Annotated in this window: 11 protein-coding genes and 1 pseudogene; 2 read left to right on the top strand and 10 right to left on the bottom strand. The window is 44.8% G+C overall.

What is annotated here, in order from left to right:
* Positions 1-8: 8 nt before the first annotated feature.
* A complete protein-coding gene (locus tag AC58QG_RS17530) occupies positions 9-1463 on the top strand; it encodes an aldehyde dehydrogenase family protein (protein ID WP_497363398.1) in 1455 nt (484 codons plus the stop codon).
* Positions 1464-1905: 442 nt separating this feature from the next.
* Here the strand turns inward: AC58QG_RS17530 and AC58QG_RS17525 are convergent.
* The 3 genes and pseudogenes from AC58QG_RS17525 to AC58QG_RS17515 all read right to left on the bottom strand — a co-directional run.
* Positions 1906-2529: pseudogene (locus AC58QG_RS17525) on the bottom strand (YfbR-like 5'-deoxynucleotidase); the annotation flags it as partial.
* A gap of 228 nt (positions 2530-2757) precedes the next feature.
* Complete coding sequence (locus AC58QG_RS17520; protein ID WP_497363397.1) at positions 2758-5148, bottom strand: ATP-binding protein; 2391 nt, start codon at positions 5146-5148, stop codon at positions 2758-2760.
* A 120-nt stretch (positions 5149-5268) separates the two neighbouring features.
* Positions 5269-6126, bottom strand: a complete 858-nt coding sequence (locus AC58QG_RS17515; RefSeq protein WP_497363396.1) for a helix-turn-helix domain-containing protein — start codon at positions 6124-6126, stop codon at positions 5269-5271.
* A gap of 142 nt (positions 6127-6268) precedes the next feature.
* Between AC58QG_RS17515 and AC58QG_RS17510 the strand changes: the two genes are divergently transcribed.
* Positions 6269-8656 (top strand): glycoside hydrolase family 2 TIM barrel-domain containing protein, encoded by a 2388-nt coding sequence (locus tag AC58QG_RS17510; protein WP_497363395.1) that lies wholly within the window; start codon positions 6269-6271, stop codon positions 8654-8656.
* 135 nt (positions 8657-8791) lie between these two features.
* On the opposite strand, the gene AC58QG_RS17505 is transcribed toward AC58QG_RS17510, so the two are convergent.
* From AC58QG_RS17505 to AC58QG_RS17475, 7 genes are all read right to left on the bottom strand, one after another.
* Entirely contained in the window at positions 8792-10948 is a 2157-nt protein-coding gene (locus AC58QG_RS17505; protein WP_497363394.1) for an MMPL family transporter, read from the bottom strand.
* A 10-nt stretch (positions 10949-10958) separates the two neighbouring features.
* Complete coding sequence (locus tag AC58QG_RS17500; protein ID WP_497363393.1) at positions 10959-12107, bottom strand: NAD(P)/FAD-dependent oxidoreductase; 1149 nt, start codon at positions 12105-12107, stop codon at positions 10959-10961.
* The gene (locus tag AC58QG_RS17495; protein ID WP_497363477.1) at positions 12104-12820 is read right to left on the bottom strand and encodes a methyltransferase domain-containing protein; all 717 of its coding nucleotides are present in this window, start codon (positions 12818-12820) and stop codon (positions 12104-12106) included. Before AC58QG_RS17495 ends, AC58QG_RS17500 begins: the two co-directional genes overlap by 4 nt.
* Positions 12813-13961 carry a type III polyketide synthase gene (locus AC58QG_RS17490; RefSeq protein WP_497363392.1) on the bottom strand — a complete coding sequence of 383 codons (1149 nt, stop codon included), beginning with the start codon at positions 13959-13961 and terminating at the stop codon, positions 12813-12815. Before AC58QG_RS17490 ends, AC58QG_RS17495 begins: the two co-directional genes overlap by 8 nt.
* A gap of 189 nt (positions 13962-14150) precedes the next feature.
* The gene (locus tag AC58QG_RS17485) at positions 14151-15308 is read right to left on the bottom strand and encodes a glycoside hydrolase family 88 protein (protein WP_497363391.1); all 1158 of its coding nucleotides are present in this window, start codon (positions 15306-15308) and stop codon (positions 14151-14153) included.
* Positions 15309-15337: 29 nt separating this feature from the next.
* Complete coding sequence (locus tag AC58QG_RS17480) at positions 15338-16936, bottom strand: response regulator transcription factor (protein ID WP_497363390.1); 1599 nt, start codon at positions 16934-16936, stop codon at positions 15338-15340.
* A 17-nt stretch (positions 16937-16953) separates the two neighbouring features.
* Positions 16954-18651 (bottom strand): cache domain-containing sensor histidine kinase, encoded by a 1698-nt coding sequence (locus AC58QG_RS17475; protein WP_497363389.1) that lies wholly within the window; start codon positions 18649-18651, stop codon positions 16954-16956.
* Positions 18652-18687: the final 36 nt, after the last annotated feature.

Raw genomic sequence — 18687 nt, 5'->3', positions numbered from 1 at the left:
GCATTCCCATGTCAGAGAAATATAACAAACAGTATATTAATGGCGTTTGGCGCGACGGATCAAGCGAAAACATATATAACAGCATTAATCCTTATAATAACGAAGTCGTCGCACGCATCAAACTTGCCAATCGTGATGACATTGATGAAGCTTACTCGGCAGCCAAACAAGCACAGAAAATGTGGGCTAAATCCTCTGCAGAAGAGCGCAAGAGTGTTCTTAAGCGCGCCCTTCAGCTGCTGCAAGAAAGAAAAGATGAGATTATCAGCTTGATGGTGAAGGAATCTGGAAGCTCCGTTACCAAGTCAGTTGGCGAATTCATGGCTTCTGTAGGCTCGATTATGGCTGCCATCAACTACGTCGATGCGATGTATGTCCCACATGTGTTTCCTTCGCCTCTGCCTGGGAAGGAAAATCATGTTTATCGTTTTCCAGTTGGTGTTATCGGAACCATCAATGCATTTAACTTCCCCTTGTATATGGCCATGCGAGTTGTCGCACCAGCCATTGCCGCGGGTGATGCCGTCGTATTGAAACCGGATTCACAAACCTATATCTCTGGCGGCCCTATCGTTGCCGACATTTTCGAGCAGGCTGGATTACCAAAAGGTGTGCTCAACGTTGTCGGCTACGATATTGCAGAAGTCGGCGACTATATGATCGAGCATCCTGTGCCGCGCATCATCTCGTTTACCGGTTCAACTGGCGTTGGCCGTCATATCGGCGAGCTTTGCGGCAAACATCTGAAACGTGCCTCACTTGAGCTCGGCGGCAATAATCCGTTCGTTGTGCTCGAGGATGCTGATTTGGATCAAGCTGTTAACGCGGCTGTATTCAGCAAACTGTTGAACTCCGGACAAGTGTGTGTCTGTACGAATCGCTTCTTTGTTCATCGCAAACATTACGATGCTTTTGTTACACGTTTGGCGGAGAGACTGCAACAAGTCCCTTATGGCGACCCGACCGATCCGAAGGTCATCGTAGGACCGCTCATCAACGAAAGACAGATTGAGAAAGTACTTGGACTTGCGGAAATGGCTAAGCAAGAAGGCGCACGTCTTGTGTTGGAAGGTCAACGAATTGGCAATGTCGTCACACCATTCGTTTTTGCTGATGTAAACCCGGATTCCAAGCTTGCACAGACCGAGATTTTCGGTCCTATTGCTTCCATTATTCCCTTCGATACGGAAGAAGAGGCCTTGGCTTGGGCTAACGATACCGAATACGGCTTATCCAGCGCAGTATTCACGACGAATCTCGAAAAAGGTATGGCATTCGCGCGCGAATTCGAAAGCGGCATGACGCACGTGAATGATACGACCATCAATATGGACATGAACGCACCATTCGGCGGAGAGAAATCATCCGGAATCGGTCACTACGGCGGCGATCTCGGTTTCGAAGAATTCACGACGAGCAAATGGATTTCTGTGCAAAAAGAGCCACGCGTATTCCCGTTCTAATTGAACGGAATGAGGCCGGGTCTGCTGAGCAAACAGGGATGATAGAGCACTTGAGATGAAGGTGCAATGGCTGGAAGGCCTGCAAACGCACCATCTCTGAATTAATTGGAAAAACTCCAGCTAGTTCAGCGATTTATCCTTGAAAATTCAATCTAAATGGAAAAAGTACAGTTATTTCCGAAGGAATCCGCCAAAACGCTAATTTCCTTCGAAATTAACTTCATAAAATCCATTTATTTAGCTTTCTAAGCGGTTATAGGCAAATTTAGATGTACTTTTTCCAGTTAATTCACAAAAAAAGCATGTTTAATCAATGATACGTCCATTGATCGAACATGCTTTTTCCTTCTGTGTTTCATGTTTGATACACTTCATCCACCGTCAGTGTGATGGATGTTCGACTTCCTCCCCTAGATTGCACCATTCTTCCTTCATTAGCGTCTGCCAACGCCTCTTCCGTGATCCTTTTGATATCAACAAGTGAAGCCATCTCATCATTCACCATATCGGGGAGAATGTTACTTAAGAAATATTCCACACAAAATAATTGGATGTTTTTTATCTTAATTAACGCATTTCGATACATCGTAACGAATTCTTTCTCTGTATTTCCTTTTTGTATCTCAGCAAAGGCCTCATACACTTGATCCATCTTATCGGCAACTTCCAAAATCAGTCCTTCTATTGAACCGTCTTTACCCTCTTGTAGTTGTTTATGGAACGTCTCTTTAAACTCAGTTGGAATATGTTCCTCAATAAAGTTGTAGACCATCCCTTCTTCTACTTGTTGTATCAATAATCGGAGCTCATGTGACGCATGCTTTACAGGCGTTTTAATATCTCCAATGAAGATTTCACCATAATCATGACTGCTGGTAATATCGTATAGTTTTTTCCAGTTAATTGTTGCCCCATTTTTCTCTTCAATGTCCGCGAGTGTTTTGGCATATTGAACAACTTTCCATGAATGAGCTGCAACACTATGCTCTTCAAACTTAAACTTCCCTGGACATCGTATGATTCTCTCTAATTCATTTAAAGACCTAAAATAAGTATGAATGCCCATAGTTGTAATCTCCCTATTTGTTTATTCGGGTCCCTATATTTAATATACAAGCTGCCTGTTAATTGGGGATTAAAACTAACTCGTACTATTGTTAACGTGGTTCATGTTTTCCTTGATACCAGCACACGATCCACAACCAATTAGCAACCACACCGAAAAGAAAGAGCTGCCACAAGGCAGCTCTTTCTGGCACATTCTATCTACGATTACTTATAACAAAACGCCGACTTACACCCGCTTCAATCCGAGAATCTCGAGCAACATCCCCGACAATTGGCTAGGTGGATAAGGTTTGACGAAATACATGTTGGCCCCAATTTCCTTCCCCTTCTCAATTTCATCCAATGCGGAGGAAATAAAGATTGGCAAATCATTCAATTGAGGGTTTTCCTTGATTAGATTGATGATTTCCCAACCATCAATACTATTGTTCAGCATGATGTCAACGATAACGGCATCCGGCTTCTTCATTTGCATATCCGTGAGCGCTTGTTCACCCGTTGTATAGTTGATGACACGAAAGCCCTTCTCGGTAAGCTCCTCGGTTAACAGCTCTGTCAGGCTGATGTCATCTTCGATGAGCACGACGGTTTTGCCCGTGAATTCATCTGCGGCAGCTGACAGCTGCTCGGCCTCGATGAGGCTGTCAGGCTTCGAGATCAGAGGGAAGCTTACACGGAACGTGCTCCCTTGTCCAAGCTTAGAGGTAACGGAAATTTCGCCGCCATGTGCTTCTACAATTCCCTTCACTATGGCAAGTCCCAACCCCGTTCCACCGATAGCTCTCCGATCCGAATTATCAATCCGATAAAATTTCGTAAACAGCTTCGGAATTGCATCTTCTGGAATTCCCAGTCCGTCGTCCGTAATATCAACAACGGCTTGCGTACCGATGTGGTAAAGCTTAGCGGTAATACGTCCGCCATCCGGTGAATACTTAACCGCATTGCTGACGAGGTTCATGAATAGCTGCGTCAGATTATCCCGGTCTCCGGAAATGACATACGGTTCACTTGGCATTTGAACGTCGAAGAAATGCTTGGTGGAGCTTCCTTGCTGCAAATTGAATACGCCGCTCAACACCTCGAAGAGGTCCACGGGATTTTTCTGATGTGTCGACTTACCAGATTCCATCCGTTGTACATCCAGAAAATCATTAATCAAAGCCGTCAGTCGGACTGTCTCCTGATGAATGGTTTTCAAATATTTCTGCTGCTTCTCTGGACTCGTCTCTTTGGTTAGCAACCGTTCAGCAAAGCCCAGTACACTGGATAGCGGTGTCCGCAATTCATGGCTAACCGTACTTACGAACTCAGACTTCATTTGATCCAGTTCAGCTTGTTTCGTAATATCTCGATGGACAAATACGGTACCAATTCTACCCGATTCTCTAAACAGAGGCTCCGCATAGGCTTGAATGACCCGTCGAGTTGGAGAAGTAATCTCATACATGTAAGACCTTTGCTCCACTGCTTCATCGCTAATCTGTGAGATCATAAACGACTTTAAGTCCGTGCAATCCTCAATGGAATGGGAGGCAGAATTGATAAACTCATCTAACTGGATATCTGACATGAACTGCTGCTCAGGAATACCAAATAATTCATTCATCGTTGAGTTAGCCTTTACTATGATACCCTCGACATTGACAAACTGAACGCCTTCTTGAATGGTATCCATGATGTCTCTAGTAAGGGCCCTCTCACTGATCAGCAGCTCTTCGTTTTCTTCCATTTTACGCAGCATGTCCTGAAGCTCTTCTTGCTGCATCTGAAGCTCTTCCTGTTGAGCAATCAACTCTTCATTCTGTGATAGAAGCTCTTCTTCCTTCAATTGAATCTTCTGGAGCATGGTGTGAAAGGATTGATTGAGAAGACCAATTTCATCGTTCCGCTTGACCATTTCCAGCTCAACCGATTGCCCTATTGACACTTTTTCTGCATTATCTGCCAACTTGCGTAGCGGCCTGCCAATGTTCTTGGCCGTGTTCGAAGTCATGAAAGTAATGAATAATAAGATTCCAAACACATACGCAAAGAATAAATAATTAAGATTGGATAAGGTCTTAAACAAGTTTCGGGCTTCCGTTTCCGATTGGGACGAGATTTGCAAGGAAATGTCATTAATTTTGCCTAACAAATCATAGACACTAGTCCCTACACTGCCGCTTGGTGTCGTAGCGCCGGCTTTTACTAAAGCCATTGGATCCTCGTTATGCGCGAGCTTAACATATTTCGGAAATATATTTTCGAAATAGTTCTTCTCAAATGACTTTAACGTTGTAAGTAACTCTTGCTCTTGGTCCGTTAAAGGAAGCTGTACAAATGTCTCCAATGCTTGCTCTAACTCTGGCTTCTCCTTCATAACGGCTTCGTATTCGAACTCCTGACGGAAAGCGTAGAAAGCTCTAGCATGTAAAAATATTTGATTATAATGGAGATAAATCGATGCAGTCGCCTTTTCCTTCTCTTTTAACAGCGTGATGCGCTCCTGGTAGTCCTGCTGGACATTATGGCCAATAAATGAAACCGCAGCAGCCCCAACCATGACGAGCAAGGCGAAAAACAATATCATTCTAACAAACCGGCGGGAAAGGCTCGTCTTTACAAGGTTAGTCATGGCAGATCATCCTTTACTCGAGTTAGTTCAAAATAACCATTCTGCCAAAATTCGACAAGATCTTACTTGTCAATTCGGTAATCAGCCTGAAATTCCTCTATTTATGGCTCTTAATACGAGCTAATTATCGATAGCTTGTTCTTTATACCGACTCGGCGGAATTCCCACTGCTTGGCAGAACACTCTGCTGAAGTATAAGGGATTCTCATATCCGACAATCGATGCGACTTCTTTTACATGCAACGAAGTTTCGGAGAGCATCTTTTTAGCTTCATTAACACGGATACTAGTCACATATTTACCTGGCGTCGTTCCAGTAACATCCTTGAACTTATGGATAAATCGAAAAAGACTCAAGTTGCACTTTTTGGCAAGCTCCGAAACAACCAAGTTCTGACTATAGTTTTCGTGCATGATTTCCATGATCATATGGATGTCGGAATTGTGGTCCGCTTTCCCTGGGTTTTCCGTGTTTTGCAGCCTTCTTCCCAGTAAAGCAAGTAAAGTGAGTAGGTGGGCTGATGTCAATTGGTCATTAAATGGCTTCTTCATATTCAGTTCTTGAATGATTTTTTTAAACAATACACTCACTTCATCCACCTGGCCTACCGTGTGAATTGATGAATGAAGTAGTCCACATTGTTGCAAATAATCATATGCACCATGCCCGGTAAAATGAATCCAATAGGCCTCTGTGGCATCTTTTGCGTAATACGTGTAATTTTGAGGCTCGTTGGGGGAAAAAATGACGATTTGACCTTTATGTACTTCTATTGGTTGGTGATCTAAGTAAAAGATCCCTCTTCCATCCACAAGATAAATCAACTGATAATCCACACGGCCTTGGTCACGATTCCGATGTAAATCAATGGTCATCAGCTTCTGATAACCGCAACAGTTGACAGTCAGCAAGCTGTCTTTCCGCTCAATCCCTTGTTCAAACCAATCATCTAGCGCATTGCCGGATATATTAATCATCAAGATCACTCCAATAGCAATTTTGTGTATGTTTATAGCAATATGTTTTATTCACTAACTCCAATTGTAATCTTATAATGAAAGCGCGACAACAAATGACCATGCAATTTTGTGAATGCTCAGATGAGAAGGGAGAAAGACGATGAACAGGAGCAGAATCATTGAAAATATCAATTTGAATTGGAAGTTTCTCAGGGGGGATGAATCCAAAGCCTGGTATAGAGGTTTTGAAGATTCAAGCTGGCGTGATGTGACACTTCCTCATGATTGGTCCGTTGAAGAACCATTTTCACAAGAGCATTCAAGTGGCACCGGTTACTTGCCCGGCGGCTTAGGGTGGTATCGTAAAAACTTAGCTCTATCTCCTGAATTAGAAGGCAAAAGAGTCTACATCACCTTCGAAGGCATTTATAATAACGCTCAGGTATGGTGCAACAGCTATTATCTTGGGAAGCGCCCCTACGGCTATAGCAGCTTTACCTATGACATCACGGATTTCATCACCTTCGGGAAACAAGACAATGTGATTTCTGTCAAGGTCGACCATAAAGATATTGCTGACTCTAGGTGGTTCACCGGGTCAGGTATTTATAGAGATGTGTATCTCACGTTCACAGAGGCCATACATATCGATCAATACGGTGTATTCGTCACAACACCTGATGTCTCCGGAGATCAGGCTACCGTTGCTGTTAACATACGATTAACCAATGAGACACAGACGGATGAGACGATTGAGCTTTCAAATACCCTAAGGGATGCCAACGGAAACCTGATCGAATCGGTTGGAGACGAGATTGTCGTTCAGACTGGCTCCGGTACGGAACTGAATCAAACCATCATGGTGACTACCCCTAATCTATGGTCCCCGAGTTCTCCTTATTTGTACGTTTTATGTACGGAAATTAGGAAAGACGGCGAAATCATCGATCATGTAAACACCCCAATAGGAATTCGATGGTTTGAATTTGATGCAGATAAGGGATTTTTCTTGAATGGCGTGAATATGAAAATCAAAGGGGTTTGCGTCCATCACGATGCAGGAGCACTTGGTGCCGCAGTTCCTGAAAAGGTATGGGTGCGGAGACTTCAAGCGCTTCAGGAAATGGGCTGCAATGCCATCCGAATGAGCCATAATCCTCCTGCTCCGAGCTTGCTAGATTTATGCGACCGTATGGGCTTTCTCGTCATCGATGAAGCCTTTGATGAGTGGGAAGGCGTGAAGCATAAATGGTCGACCGGGCACAACGTTTACCCGCCCAAGCATTTTGGTTACTATGAGGATTTTCCGCAATGGGGCGAATTGGACATCAAAGAGATGGTTTTGCGGGACCGGAACCATCCCTCCATCATTTTATGGAGTATTGGAAACGAAGTAGATTATCCCAACGATCCTTATTGCCACCCTTATTTCCAAACGATGACCGGGAATAACGATGCCAATAAACCTGCTGCTGAACGCGAATATGATCCGAATAAACCGCAAAGTGATCGGCTCACGACGATTGCCAAACGCCTCGTGAGCTATGTAAAGGAATGCGATAAGACAAGACCTGTCACTGCTGCGCTTGCTTTTCCAGAATTGGCGAATTTAATTGGCTATGCCGACACACTGGATGTGGTGGGCTACAATTATAAAGAGCATCTCTACGAGGAGGCGCGGCGGCAATATCCGAATCGAGTTACCTTTGGCAGCGAAAATGGCGCTAGTCTAGAGGCATGGCTTGCAGTCAGGGACAATGATGCGATCTGTGCGCAATTCATTTGGACAGGAATCGACTATATGGGTGAGGCAAAAGGGTGGCCTATTCGGGCATCGCAAGCTGGATTCCTGGATCTTGCCAGCTTTAAGAAAGCCAGCTATTACTTCCGCCAGAGCCTATGGAGCCAGGAACCAATGGCTTTGCTGGCCACAGCAAGTAAAGACGATCCTGCGTATGCAGGTAACAAAAGATGGCATGGCGGCGCTCCCCATTGGAACTGGAATCAGGGCGAACAGCTGGATGTCATCTGTTATACCAACTGTGAAGAAGCGGAGCTGTTTCTCAATGAAAGATCGCTCGGATGCAAGAAACTTGCTGATTCTCCGCTTGGCTACCTAACTTGGGAGGTGGGTTTTGAAGAAGGCACCTTGCGAGTTGCAGGCAGAAGCCAAGACGGCACCCTAACCACCTATGCTTTGCAAACGGTCTCCAAACCAGAAAAGCTGGCCATGCGTGCAGATGCTGCTGAATTGTGTGCCGATGGACAGGATATTGCTCATGTTGAGATCGAGATTACAGACAGCGATGGTAAACACGTTTATCTGGCAGATGATCTCATCAAGCTGTCCATCGAGGGTCCTGGTGACATCATTGGCTTAGAAAACGGCGATGTACAGGATTTAGAGCCGTATAGCTCAAAATTCAGAAAAGCTTATCATGGCAAGCTGCTTGCCTATGTTAGAGCAGGCATCGCGCCTGGCCAAATTATTGTGAAAGCAGATGCGCAAGGCTTGGCAGCTGCTCAGGTCGTCATTGCTGTGAAATAGTCCGTTGGCGCAACTACTCTGTATCTGTAAGCGTGTTTTTCACCGTTACAGCGCGGAGAGGCAGGCGATTCCGGCACATTCCGCAAAAAGCAAAGGAGCTAAGCGAAAAAACGCCTTAGCTCCTTTTCGATTTCCTTATGTACGTGTTTTATTCACACGTGGTCCCCACCAGTTCCATTTGCCAAGAATGACCATCAGTGCGGGTACAAGCACCAACCTGATCACCGTCGCATCGATAAAAATGGCAGCTGCAATGCCCAACCCTAGCTGCTTCACACCAACAACTTCTCCGAATGCAAACGGCAATGTGACCGCAATCATAATAGCAGCAGCTGAATTAATGATCTTGCTAATTGAAGCCAAACCAACAAGCACAGATCGCTGATTATCTTGCGTCCGCTGATATTCCTCATAAATCCGCGATACTAAGAAAACACCGTAATCCATCGAGATACCAAAGGCTAGCCCAAAGATAAACACGGGAATCATGATGGCAATCCTGCTCGGCTCCAAGCCGAAATGCCCCTGCTCAAATAGCCACGCAAGAATCCCAAAAGAAGCACCTAAGCTCAACAGGTTCATCAGGATTGTTTTCAAGGGGATGAGAACGGAACGGAAAGCGATAAATAAAACCGCATAATTCGAAATGAGTATGAAGAGCAGCACATCGGGTAAATGGTCAAAAATATCATCGAAAATCTCCTGCTGATACTTCGCTTCCCCGCCAAGAAGGAAAGGAAGCGGCCCTGATTCTCCCACTTTTTCCCATCGTTTCAGCCAATCCCTCACTTGTAGGGATGAGGGTTCACCCTTCAATCGAACTTGAACGAGCATCTCGTTCTCATGAACAAAAGCTTGAAGGATTTGCGCGTATTTCGCTCGGGCAGTTGGATTTTTGGATACGCCATATAGTTGATCATACGGCATTTCCATTCGCGCAAAAACTGAATCCACCCCTTCAACGAGCGGTTCTCTCTCTAATTTTTGTATGAGCGAGGAAGCGTTCTTCCAATCATTATGGGTCAGTTGAGCTGTTGGTCCAGTGACAAGAAGGTAGACATCTGAACTTGTTCCCCTACCGAAATGCGTTTGATAAGCCTCAAATGCGGCGCGGGAAGCATAACCCTCAGGTAAGGAGGTTGCGTCTGGGATCGCTAATTTCATCTTCGTTAGTGGCAGGAAACAGCACATCAGGATGCAAGCCGCGAGTAAAGACATTTGGACTGGTCTTCTCATCACAAAACGTGCCATAGCAAACCACAAATTTTTCGTACTTTTTGCCGTATAAAGTGGTCTACGTTCGGCCCTTATGGCAGACCACCACAAGGTCAGAAGCGCTGGCACTAACGTTAATGTCAGCAAAACGGAAACGGCTACAACGGTCATTGCACCTAAAGCTACGGTCGAAAATATAGGAAGCGGAATGAGCAATATACCCATGAGACCTAAGAAAACACTAAGCGCCGAAAATAATACGGCTCTTCCCGCTGTTGTCATCGTGATTAGGATGGCTTGTCCCACAGGGTGCAAATGAATTTCCTCGCGAAATCGACTAACCATCATCAAGGCAAAATCGATGCTAAGAGCCAGCCCCACCATCGGAATGACATTCAGTACAAAGTTAGATAAATCGATTCTTGTTCCAAGTCCATACATGATCCCCATCGTGCTTGCAACGCCAATAACACCTACAATAATCGGGATCAGAGCAGAAGTCATGCCGCCAAAAGCCAGCCAAAGAATGAGGAAGGCCGCCGGGATGCCTAAGCTTTCCGCTTTTCTCAAATCATGCTGACTTGCACGATTTACGTCTTCTTGCACAACCGACTTCCCGGTCCATGTCACTTTCATCTCTTTGTGCTGGGGTAACCGTGTTTGAAGCTCATGCAAGACGGGTTTCATTTCATGTGGACTTTGCTCGAATCCAAGCAGCGCATAAGCATAATCGCCTTGAACCATCCCCTCTTTTTCAAGGGGAGATACGATCTCTTTCAACCCTTGCATACCGCGTAAAGATAACAAATCCTGCTGAATGTATCGCTCAAATTGTCGAGAGTCTATCTTATTATTTTTCTCAAATACTAGAATGATAGGATTCGCTGGAATATCAAAATCAGAGGCTAATGTGTCTTGGACTTTGGTAAAAGCACCGTCCGAAATTAACCCATGATCCTTTAGAACGTTAGGCAGCTTGGGGGCGAAGAACCCTAAATAGAGGAAGAAAATAACCCAGATGAGGAGGATGGTTTTGGGATACCGAAGGGAAATCATCGCAAGTTTATGCAAGGTCATGACTCCCTTCTCAAAACTCGGCTTCGTTTAGCCTTGTCGCTCGTACAAATTTATCTGCTAATTTAGGTGCGTACTTAGCTGCAGCAAACATCATGTGCGGTAGATACGGCACAGTCAACATTCCCTGCAACAGATGGCCCCATCTCAAGGGTCCATTGAATTCCCGGTGAATAGCTTGCGTATACGCCTGCTCCCATTCCGCTAGGGTGATATCGCCCTTTAGATAGCGAGATGCCAACGGCGCACATAACGCTGCTGACCGCAGCGCCATCGACATCCCGTCTCCGCAGAGCGGCGGTAACATCATGGCGGCATCCCCTAGACAGGGGATCTCATTCCATGCCATGGGTTTACGTGTTAGCTTAACGGGAGCAACAGCCACTTGAGTCCCTGGAATAGGTTGCGCAGCCGATAGGCGTTCAGACAGCTTACCATGTCTAGCGCAAGCTGCTTCAATCAATCCGAGAATTGACTTCTCAGCTTGTGGAAACTTCTCTCGCTCCAGCAAGGCTGCCAAATTCACCCGCCCATCTTCAATCGGTGATAAGCCTAGATAACCGCCTTCAAAGAAGTACAGCTCTACAACTCCCCCCATGTCTACCCCTTCATAATGGGATTTCACACCTAGATGCGCCCCTTGAATGGATTTAGCATGAGGTTGTTTGTGAAGCCCGCTTAAGCCAACGGCGCCGCAAGCAGCAATGACCGCACGCACTTGATAGGCGTGAACTTCCCCTTGCTGTTTGGTTTCAATCAGGTATCCCCGTTCGCCAGGCTTCACAGTAGTCACCATTGTTTCTGTCTGCACTTGCACGCCTGAGCGCACTGCGGCATGGTGAAGAACGGTATCAAGCTGGAATCTGCTTACTCCCCAAGCTGTTCCAGGAAGTGCAATTTGCAGTGGCTTTCCCCGGCTAAGGATCAAGCTTGTCCGCTTGATCGTACTTGGCTTTAGGGATGCCACTGCTTCACGCAATCCAAGCTTTTTCAGCATCGTAAGGGATTCAGGGGACAGAAATTCCCCGCAAACCTTATGCCTGGGGAAAGCCTTGCGATCGAACAAAACGGTATTCCAGCCGTGATCAGCTAAGGACTTGGCCATCACACTGCCTGCGATACCTGCACCAATAACGGCAACATCATAGGTGTGAGTCATCATGCCTGCTCCCTTTTCGCAATCACAACAGCATATCGGAACAACGGTCTCCAAGAAACCAACATAGTAGAGATTCCTAGAGATTTACGGAGGGCTGTCCAATCCCCTGAACGGAAGCCTTTCGCTACCGACAGCGGACCATCATTCAAAATATAACGATTCTTAGAGATAATACGAGCCGTAACCCACACAGCCGCCCAAGCGATCCAATGCCGATGGATATCATTAATAACGACACCTAACCTAGAGGCTTTCAGCATACAGCCCACAACTTGAGGAAGCTCCGTGTTCGTAAAATGATGCACAAATTGTGTGCCGGTCGTGATATCGACCCCATTTTCCGGAAGCTCAAATAAACTGCTTCTCATCACACGCACACGCGGCTCGCTGCGGAATAGCTCTCTTGCCTCAGCACAAGCTTCCTCGGTAATATCAACCAGTGTAATGCTAAGTGCTACCCCATGCTCATCCGCCCAGCGTAAGAGATGCCGATTGACATCTCCGGAGCCAGATCCAACATCCAGAATAGATAATGTCTTGGGTTTGCCTGCTTGCAGCCACAAGCGCTTAAAGCCAAATATTGTCGGCCCTGCAGCACCGAAAATACGATTAAGCAGACGCAAATGCTGCAAAGCTTGCCGAAGCTCGGGGCCACCTGATGAGAAGTCATCCATTAATTCATGCTGCACAGCCCGTTGTTTCAGCCCCTTAAACATAGGTTTCATCTAACTTCTTTTCATGTATGGCGGCAACGCCTAAATAGGTGATTTGAATCATTTCACAGGTAAGACCCGGTCCGAATGCGAGGGATATCCCACTTGTCGGTCCTGCTTCGCGGTTCGCCAGTTCCTTCCTTGTTTCTTCTAATACGAAAAGGATCGTTGCCGAGGACATATTCCCATAATTGCGCAAAACAGTTCGACTAGGCCGTGTTTCATCGGCTGATAATCCGTAAACCTCTTCCAGCGTATCGATAATCCCCTTACCCCCAGGATGAATCGCCCAAATCGCCGGTTTAGGACCCCCATCAAGCAGATGCTCGATTTGTTGGGGAATCCATGTCCCAATCAATTTAGGGATATTCGGAGAAAGATACAGATCAAAGCCGTGATTTCCTACATCCCATTTCATTTCATCTGCGCAATCTTGTAATAGAATCGAATGATCGTTCCCCAATTGAAAAATGGGTATATGTTGATCACTAGGAACACCCACCACACAAGCGGAAGCGCCATCTCCGAAAAAGGAAGCTCCAAATAAAGCCTCACGATCACTTGAAGGCTGAATGTGCAGCGTACATAGCTCCACGCAGACGACTAGTATTTTGGCTGTCGGACTGCTCGAAGCGATTTGACGGGACAAGCATACAGCCTTCAAACCAGCAGCGCATCCAAGAAAATTGAATGGAATGCGATTCACATTGGCGGCTAGTCCCAATTGATGCGTCAAAGCGGCATCCAGTCCAGGCAAGAACTGTCCTGTACAGCTTACGGTAATCAGATGCGTTATGTCAGACACATCAACTTTGGCATCACTCAGGGCTTTCTCTGCCGCCTGTAAAGCTAGGGGCACAGACTCCCGTTTGTACGTCGCCATCCGATCGGAAGTCGATGGTGCTTGGTGATTGCTTTGTGAAAAATACCGGCAATTCTCAGCTGTTTCCAGCAGATTTGGTTCACAGGTATATCTGGTTTCTACGCCGCATTGCTTGAAAATTTTCTTCGCCCAACGGGCGGAGTTGGGGTTGTCGCGTAAAGCATCCGTTAATCGTTGTGACGTATCGGCTTGATCGAGACGGAAATCAGGCACCGCTGTGCCTATTCCAAGAATTGCAATAACCTGATCTTTTGGCTTCATATAATATTCTCATCCCCTTGGCTCATTCAATTCTTGGTTGGACATGCAGGTCACTTTACACATATCTATTCAAGAATTGTGGCTGATATGAGGAAAAGTATAAAATTGGTAATTTGCTCATTTATTCTTCATTAAAACAAAGAAAAACCCTGCAAGATCGAGCAGGGTTCTTAGCTATATCACATTGACTTACCACAGTACTTCCTTCTGACCTTTCAACTTGGTCAAAGCTTCCACGAAGAAGAAGTCTCCATAAATGATCGGAATATGATTCGGATACCGTTCAGATTTGTAAAAGATCGTCCCCTTGGTTATAAGTCCCTCTTCTTCTTCGTTGTCCCACGCTCCGTAATTTTCGTATAGTGATTTGATAATTCTCTCTCCCGCGTTTCTATAGAGCGCAGCTTCGAATTCGGGCACCCAATTCGCAATTTCCAGAAGACCACTGGCTGCACAAGCCGCTGCTGATGTATCCACACAGTCTTGTTCTTCTTTGGGAGCACGGAAATCCCAGAAAGGCACACTGTCCTCGGGCAATGCAGAAACAAAGAAATGGGCAACACGTTTCACCGCATCCAGATAACGCTGCTCTCTCGTGTAGCGATAGGATAGCGCAAGACCATGAAGCGCCCAAGCGTTTCCTCTGGACCATGCGGAATCTGGCGAGTAGCCTTGTCCCGCCCGAACCTCCACTTGCTCACCTGTATGTGGATCAAAGCACACAATATGGCGCACAGATCCATCTTCGCGAACAAATTCGCGCAACACGGTGTCTGCATGTGCCATTGCGATGAATGTAAATCTCGGATCATCCAAGGTCTCAGATGCCCAATAGAGAAGCGGCAAATTCATGGTACAGTCAATGATTGCCCAACCCGTACGACGATCTGTCGCATTGTCCGGCCATGCACGAATGAAGTTCCCCTTCAAATTGAATCGTCCAGCCAAATGACTTGCTGCTATCAACCCGCGGCGTTTTGACTGCTCATTGCCTGTAAGTTTGAATTGGGCTACTGCTGACAAGCTCCAAATAAACCCCATATCATGATCCAACTGGTAAAAGTTTTCCAGAACCACATCCAACTGGTCCTCACACGCAGCCGCATATTCAGCGAGCTTCTCGTCTCCAGTTTCGCGATACATCAACCACAACAAGCCTGGCCAAAAGCCGCTTGTCCACCACTCTGGTCTGGTGCTGTCATACTTCCCATTCACCGTAATATGAGGAAATGTTGCCCCGATTCGTCTACTTGTTTTGCTGATCTTCGCTGCGGTTCGCTCCCATGCCTCATCCAGCCAGGATTTGGTTGGTGCCTTTGGTTGGGTTGGTTGTGTTGGTTGTGTCATCGTTTTTTCTCTCCTCCTACGTGGTTAATTCATTTCCTTGCATACTCTGCGGGAGTTACACCGATCTGATTTTTAAACGTTCTGACGAAATAGCTTTTACTCTCATAGCCGAGTAGTTCTGACAATTCTTCAATCGTTTTATTGGATGAAATCAACCACTCCTTGGCCTTATCCATCTTCATTCGGGTGACAAATTCAATAAATCCTTCACCCGTCTCTTTCTTAAATAATCGGCTGAAATAGCTTGGATTGAGCTCTAATCTTTCTGCTATTTCTTCCAAGGTTATTTTCTTATTTAAATTCATTTCCGCGTAACGCTGGGCTTCGGCAATTTCTACGCGAAGCGATTGGTTTGATATTTGTTTCATTACATGAACACAATCCTGCAAATATTCAGACATCCAGTGCTTAAGCTCGTCTAACGTTTCAATGACATTCATCTTTTTGTGTGAAATTTCCATGGCATAATACGATTGAAACCGCTGAATCGACCTCAATCTAACCTGCAAATCCATCATAATTTTCAGAAAAAAGCTTTTCACAACATCAGGTTGATAGCGCTCTTGACTTATCAACTCAAACCATTGGTCTAAACTAGGCGCAATAAGTGATTCGGCTTGCTCCAAAATAAGACGTTTACAAGCCTCAGAAATTTCCGCATAGCGAGCAAACATATCTTCTTGTGAAAAAGAAGGCGGCAATAGTTTTAATTTGACAATATCCAGATTCCGCAAGTAAAATCGTTGATCTGACGATTGCGTCAGAAGCTTTAATTGCTTTTTCAATTCTCCAGGTGTATGAATGACGTCTCCAATAATAAACGAGGTATCCACTTTGACATATTTGGACAAAACTCGTTGGATAAGAGCTAAGGTATCTCTAATCGTCTGATACACATTGACAACTAAGGAATTATGAGAAGGAAACAGCAATATCGTTTCATTAGCTTGATACGGGAATACGATGGCCGCACTCGCGTCCACGACTTCATTCAAAATATTTTCAATGGCAAATTTCAATGTATCTTCCGATTGAAACCGCGCTAAGGTTTGCTGATACTGATTAACAAAGCAAGTCACAGGTACTACGTGTGCTGAACTTAATCCACAAGCTTGTATCGCTTTGACCCACTCTTCATCACTAATGATGGGTTGCTGTAGGATGGAACGAACGAACTTTTCCTTGAACATAAACTGCTGCTGCTCGGCGATTTGCTTGAAGCGCTCCGTATGCTCTCTTGCATGTCTCGCTTGATCCAAATTTTCGATCAATTTGCTTAGGATGGGTAAAATGGTTTGCGCATTCAAGGTTTCTTTCAATACATATTCATGCACATTTAATTTAACTGCCGTTTGGGCATATTGAAAATCATTATGGCAGGAAAGAATGACGGCATGCAGATCCTTATACTCTTCCTGTAAAAGCTTTATTAACTCCAAGCCGTCCATTTCAGGCATACCGATGTCCGTTATTAGTATATCTGGATAATTATCTTTAGCTGCATGGTAAGCTTCCAAACCATCCTCGTACATGCCCACCAGCTGTAAGCCGAGTCCTTCCCATGGAACAATTTCTTGTAAATAGGAAAGAACCAAGTAATCATCGTCAACAAGCATAACCTTATACAAGTGTCCTCGCCCCCTTGCTATGCATTTGGAATAAATAACGTAATGGCGGTCCCTTTTCCTAGCTCAGAATGAACCGACATCTCGAATCCCTGGCCGCACATGATTTTTAATCGTTCATAGACATTTTTTATGCCAATCCCTGATACTTTGGAGTGGTGTTTGTGAGATTCACTCTGTTTCAACTTAGGATGGTCGTATAAACCATCGGTAATTGCTGTCAATTGCTCCGCTGTCATCCCAGTACCATCATCTTCAATCGAAATGACATACCCCGCTTCTGATTTTCTGGAGTCAATCATGATCATTCCGCGCTTTTGTTTTAAACCATGTATGTAAGCATTTTCAATTATCGGCTGTAACGTAAATCTTGGTAACTGCTCCAGAAGTGTCTCTGTCTCTAAATTCACAATCAAGTCAATTCCCTCTTTGTGCCTGAAATTCATGAGCTTGATATAATGCTGAACCGTCTGCACTTCTTCGTGCAGCGAGACAAATTCATTATTTCGATTGATCGTCATCCGCAGTAAATTAGATAAAGAGCTGATTAATTCTGCGCCTTCTTGATCTCCGCGCATTTCAATTCGAATCCGCATCGAGTTCAAAATATTAAACAAAAAGTGAGGATTGATTTGTGCTTGAAGCAAATCAATTTCCGCCTTGTGCTTAAGCTGTTGTTCCATTGTAATCTGCTGGATCATGTGTTGAATGTGATCTAGCATGTTATCGAAGGATTGACCCAACCTACCAATTTCATCGTCTCCACGGATATGGGATCTGACAAACAAATTCCCAGAATCCACATGAGCAGCAACGCGGTCTAATTTAATAATCGGCCGTGTAAACCTTCTGATGATATAAAATAAAAACACAGAAAACATAATCATAAATGCGCATTGAACGAAAAAGTTAATCCGATATAAATAACTAAATTTGGCAGCCGCTTCCTTGAACGGTGTAAGGCTAACGATTTTCCAATCTGCGAAGCGAAGATCATGCTTATTAGCTAGATACTTTATATGGTTGATTGTGATGATATCCGCAGCTTTACCGTCTGAAAGAAGATCCAGGTAGGGAAAGGTTTTTCCAATCTGACTTTCATCCCGATGTGAGACTAATACGCCATTCGCATCCATCAAAAAGATGTCACGACTTTGGTCATATTTCTCCAAGATAGGGCTAATTTGTTTAACCGATCTGCTGACTAACACTTGACCTGGCGGTAATTTACTACTTACCTTGAAATTCCTCACCACCGTTAGAAGGCTTGGTGTATTTCCTGTTTCCGGTTTCACATAATTAGGTTGAATGCCTGCCCAGTATGTTTGATTCACGGGCTTATCTCTAATTTCAGTTAACCAATCCAATTGAAGCAGTGGAGTCCCATTACTATCATTAGCAGGATAATTGGTAAATGAGAATCCATCTGGCATCATGATCGTAATGTAGGTATTCTCACCGGAGACAGACATATTTTGCAACCGATTAATAATCTGGCGATATTTCAGTACATCGATGACCCCGGTATCATTCAATCCATACCAGACTTCCTTTAACTGCGATTCCATTTCCGTATCCGAGAAGATGGAATTTAGAAAGTACATCATATTACTGCTCATGTTTGAAATAAACAAATCGATGACATTCAGACTTTCATTCGCTTTTTCTTCCGCCTGATTCTTAATAATATCTTGCGTTATGTAGTTCGTAACACCCAATGTAATGAAGGCTGGTAGGATTAGACACAGTAATGA

It is taken from the genome of Paenibacillus sp. J22P169 (assembly GCF_059691995.1).
This window is presented reverse-complemented; position numbering and strand designations above follow the sequence as displayed.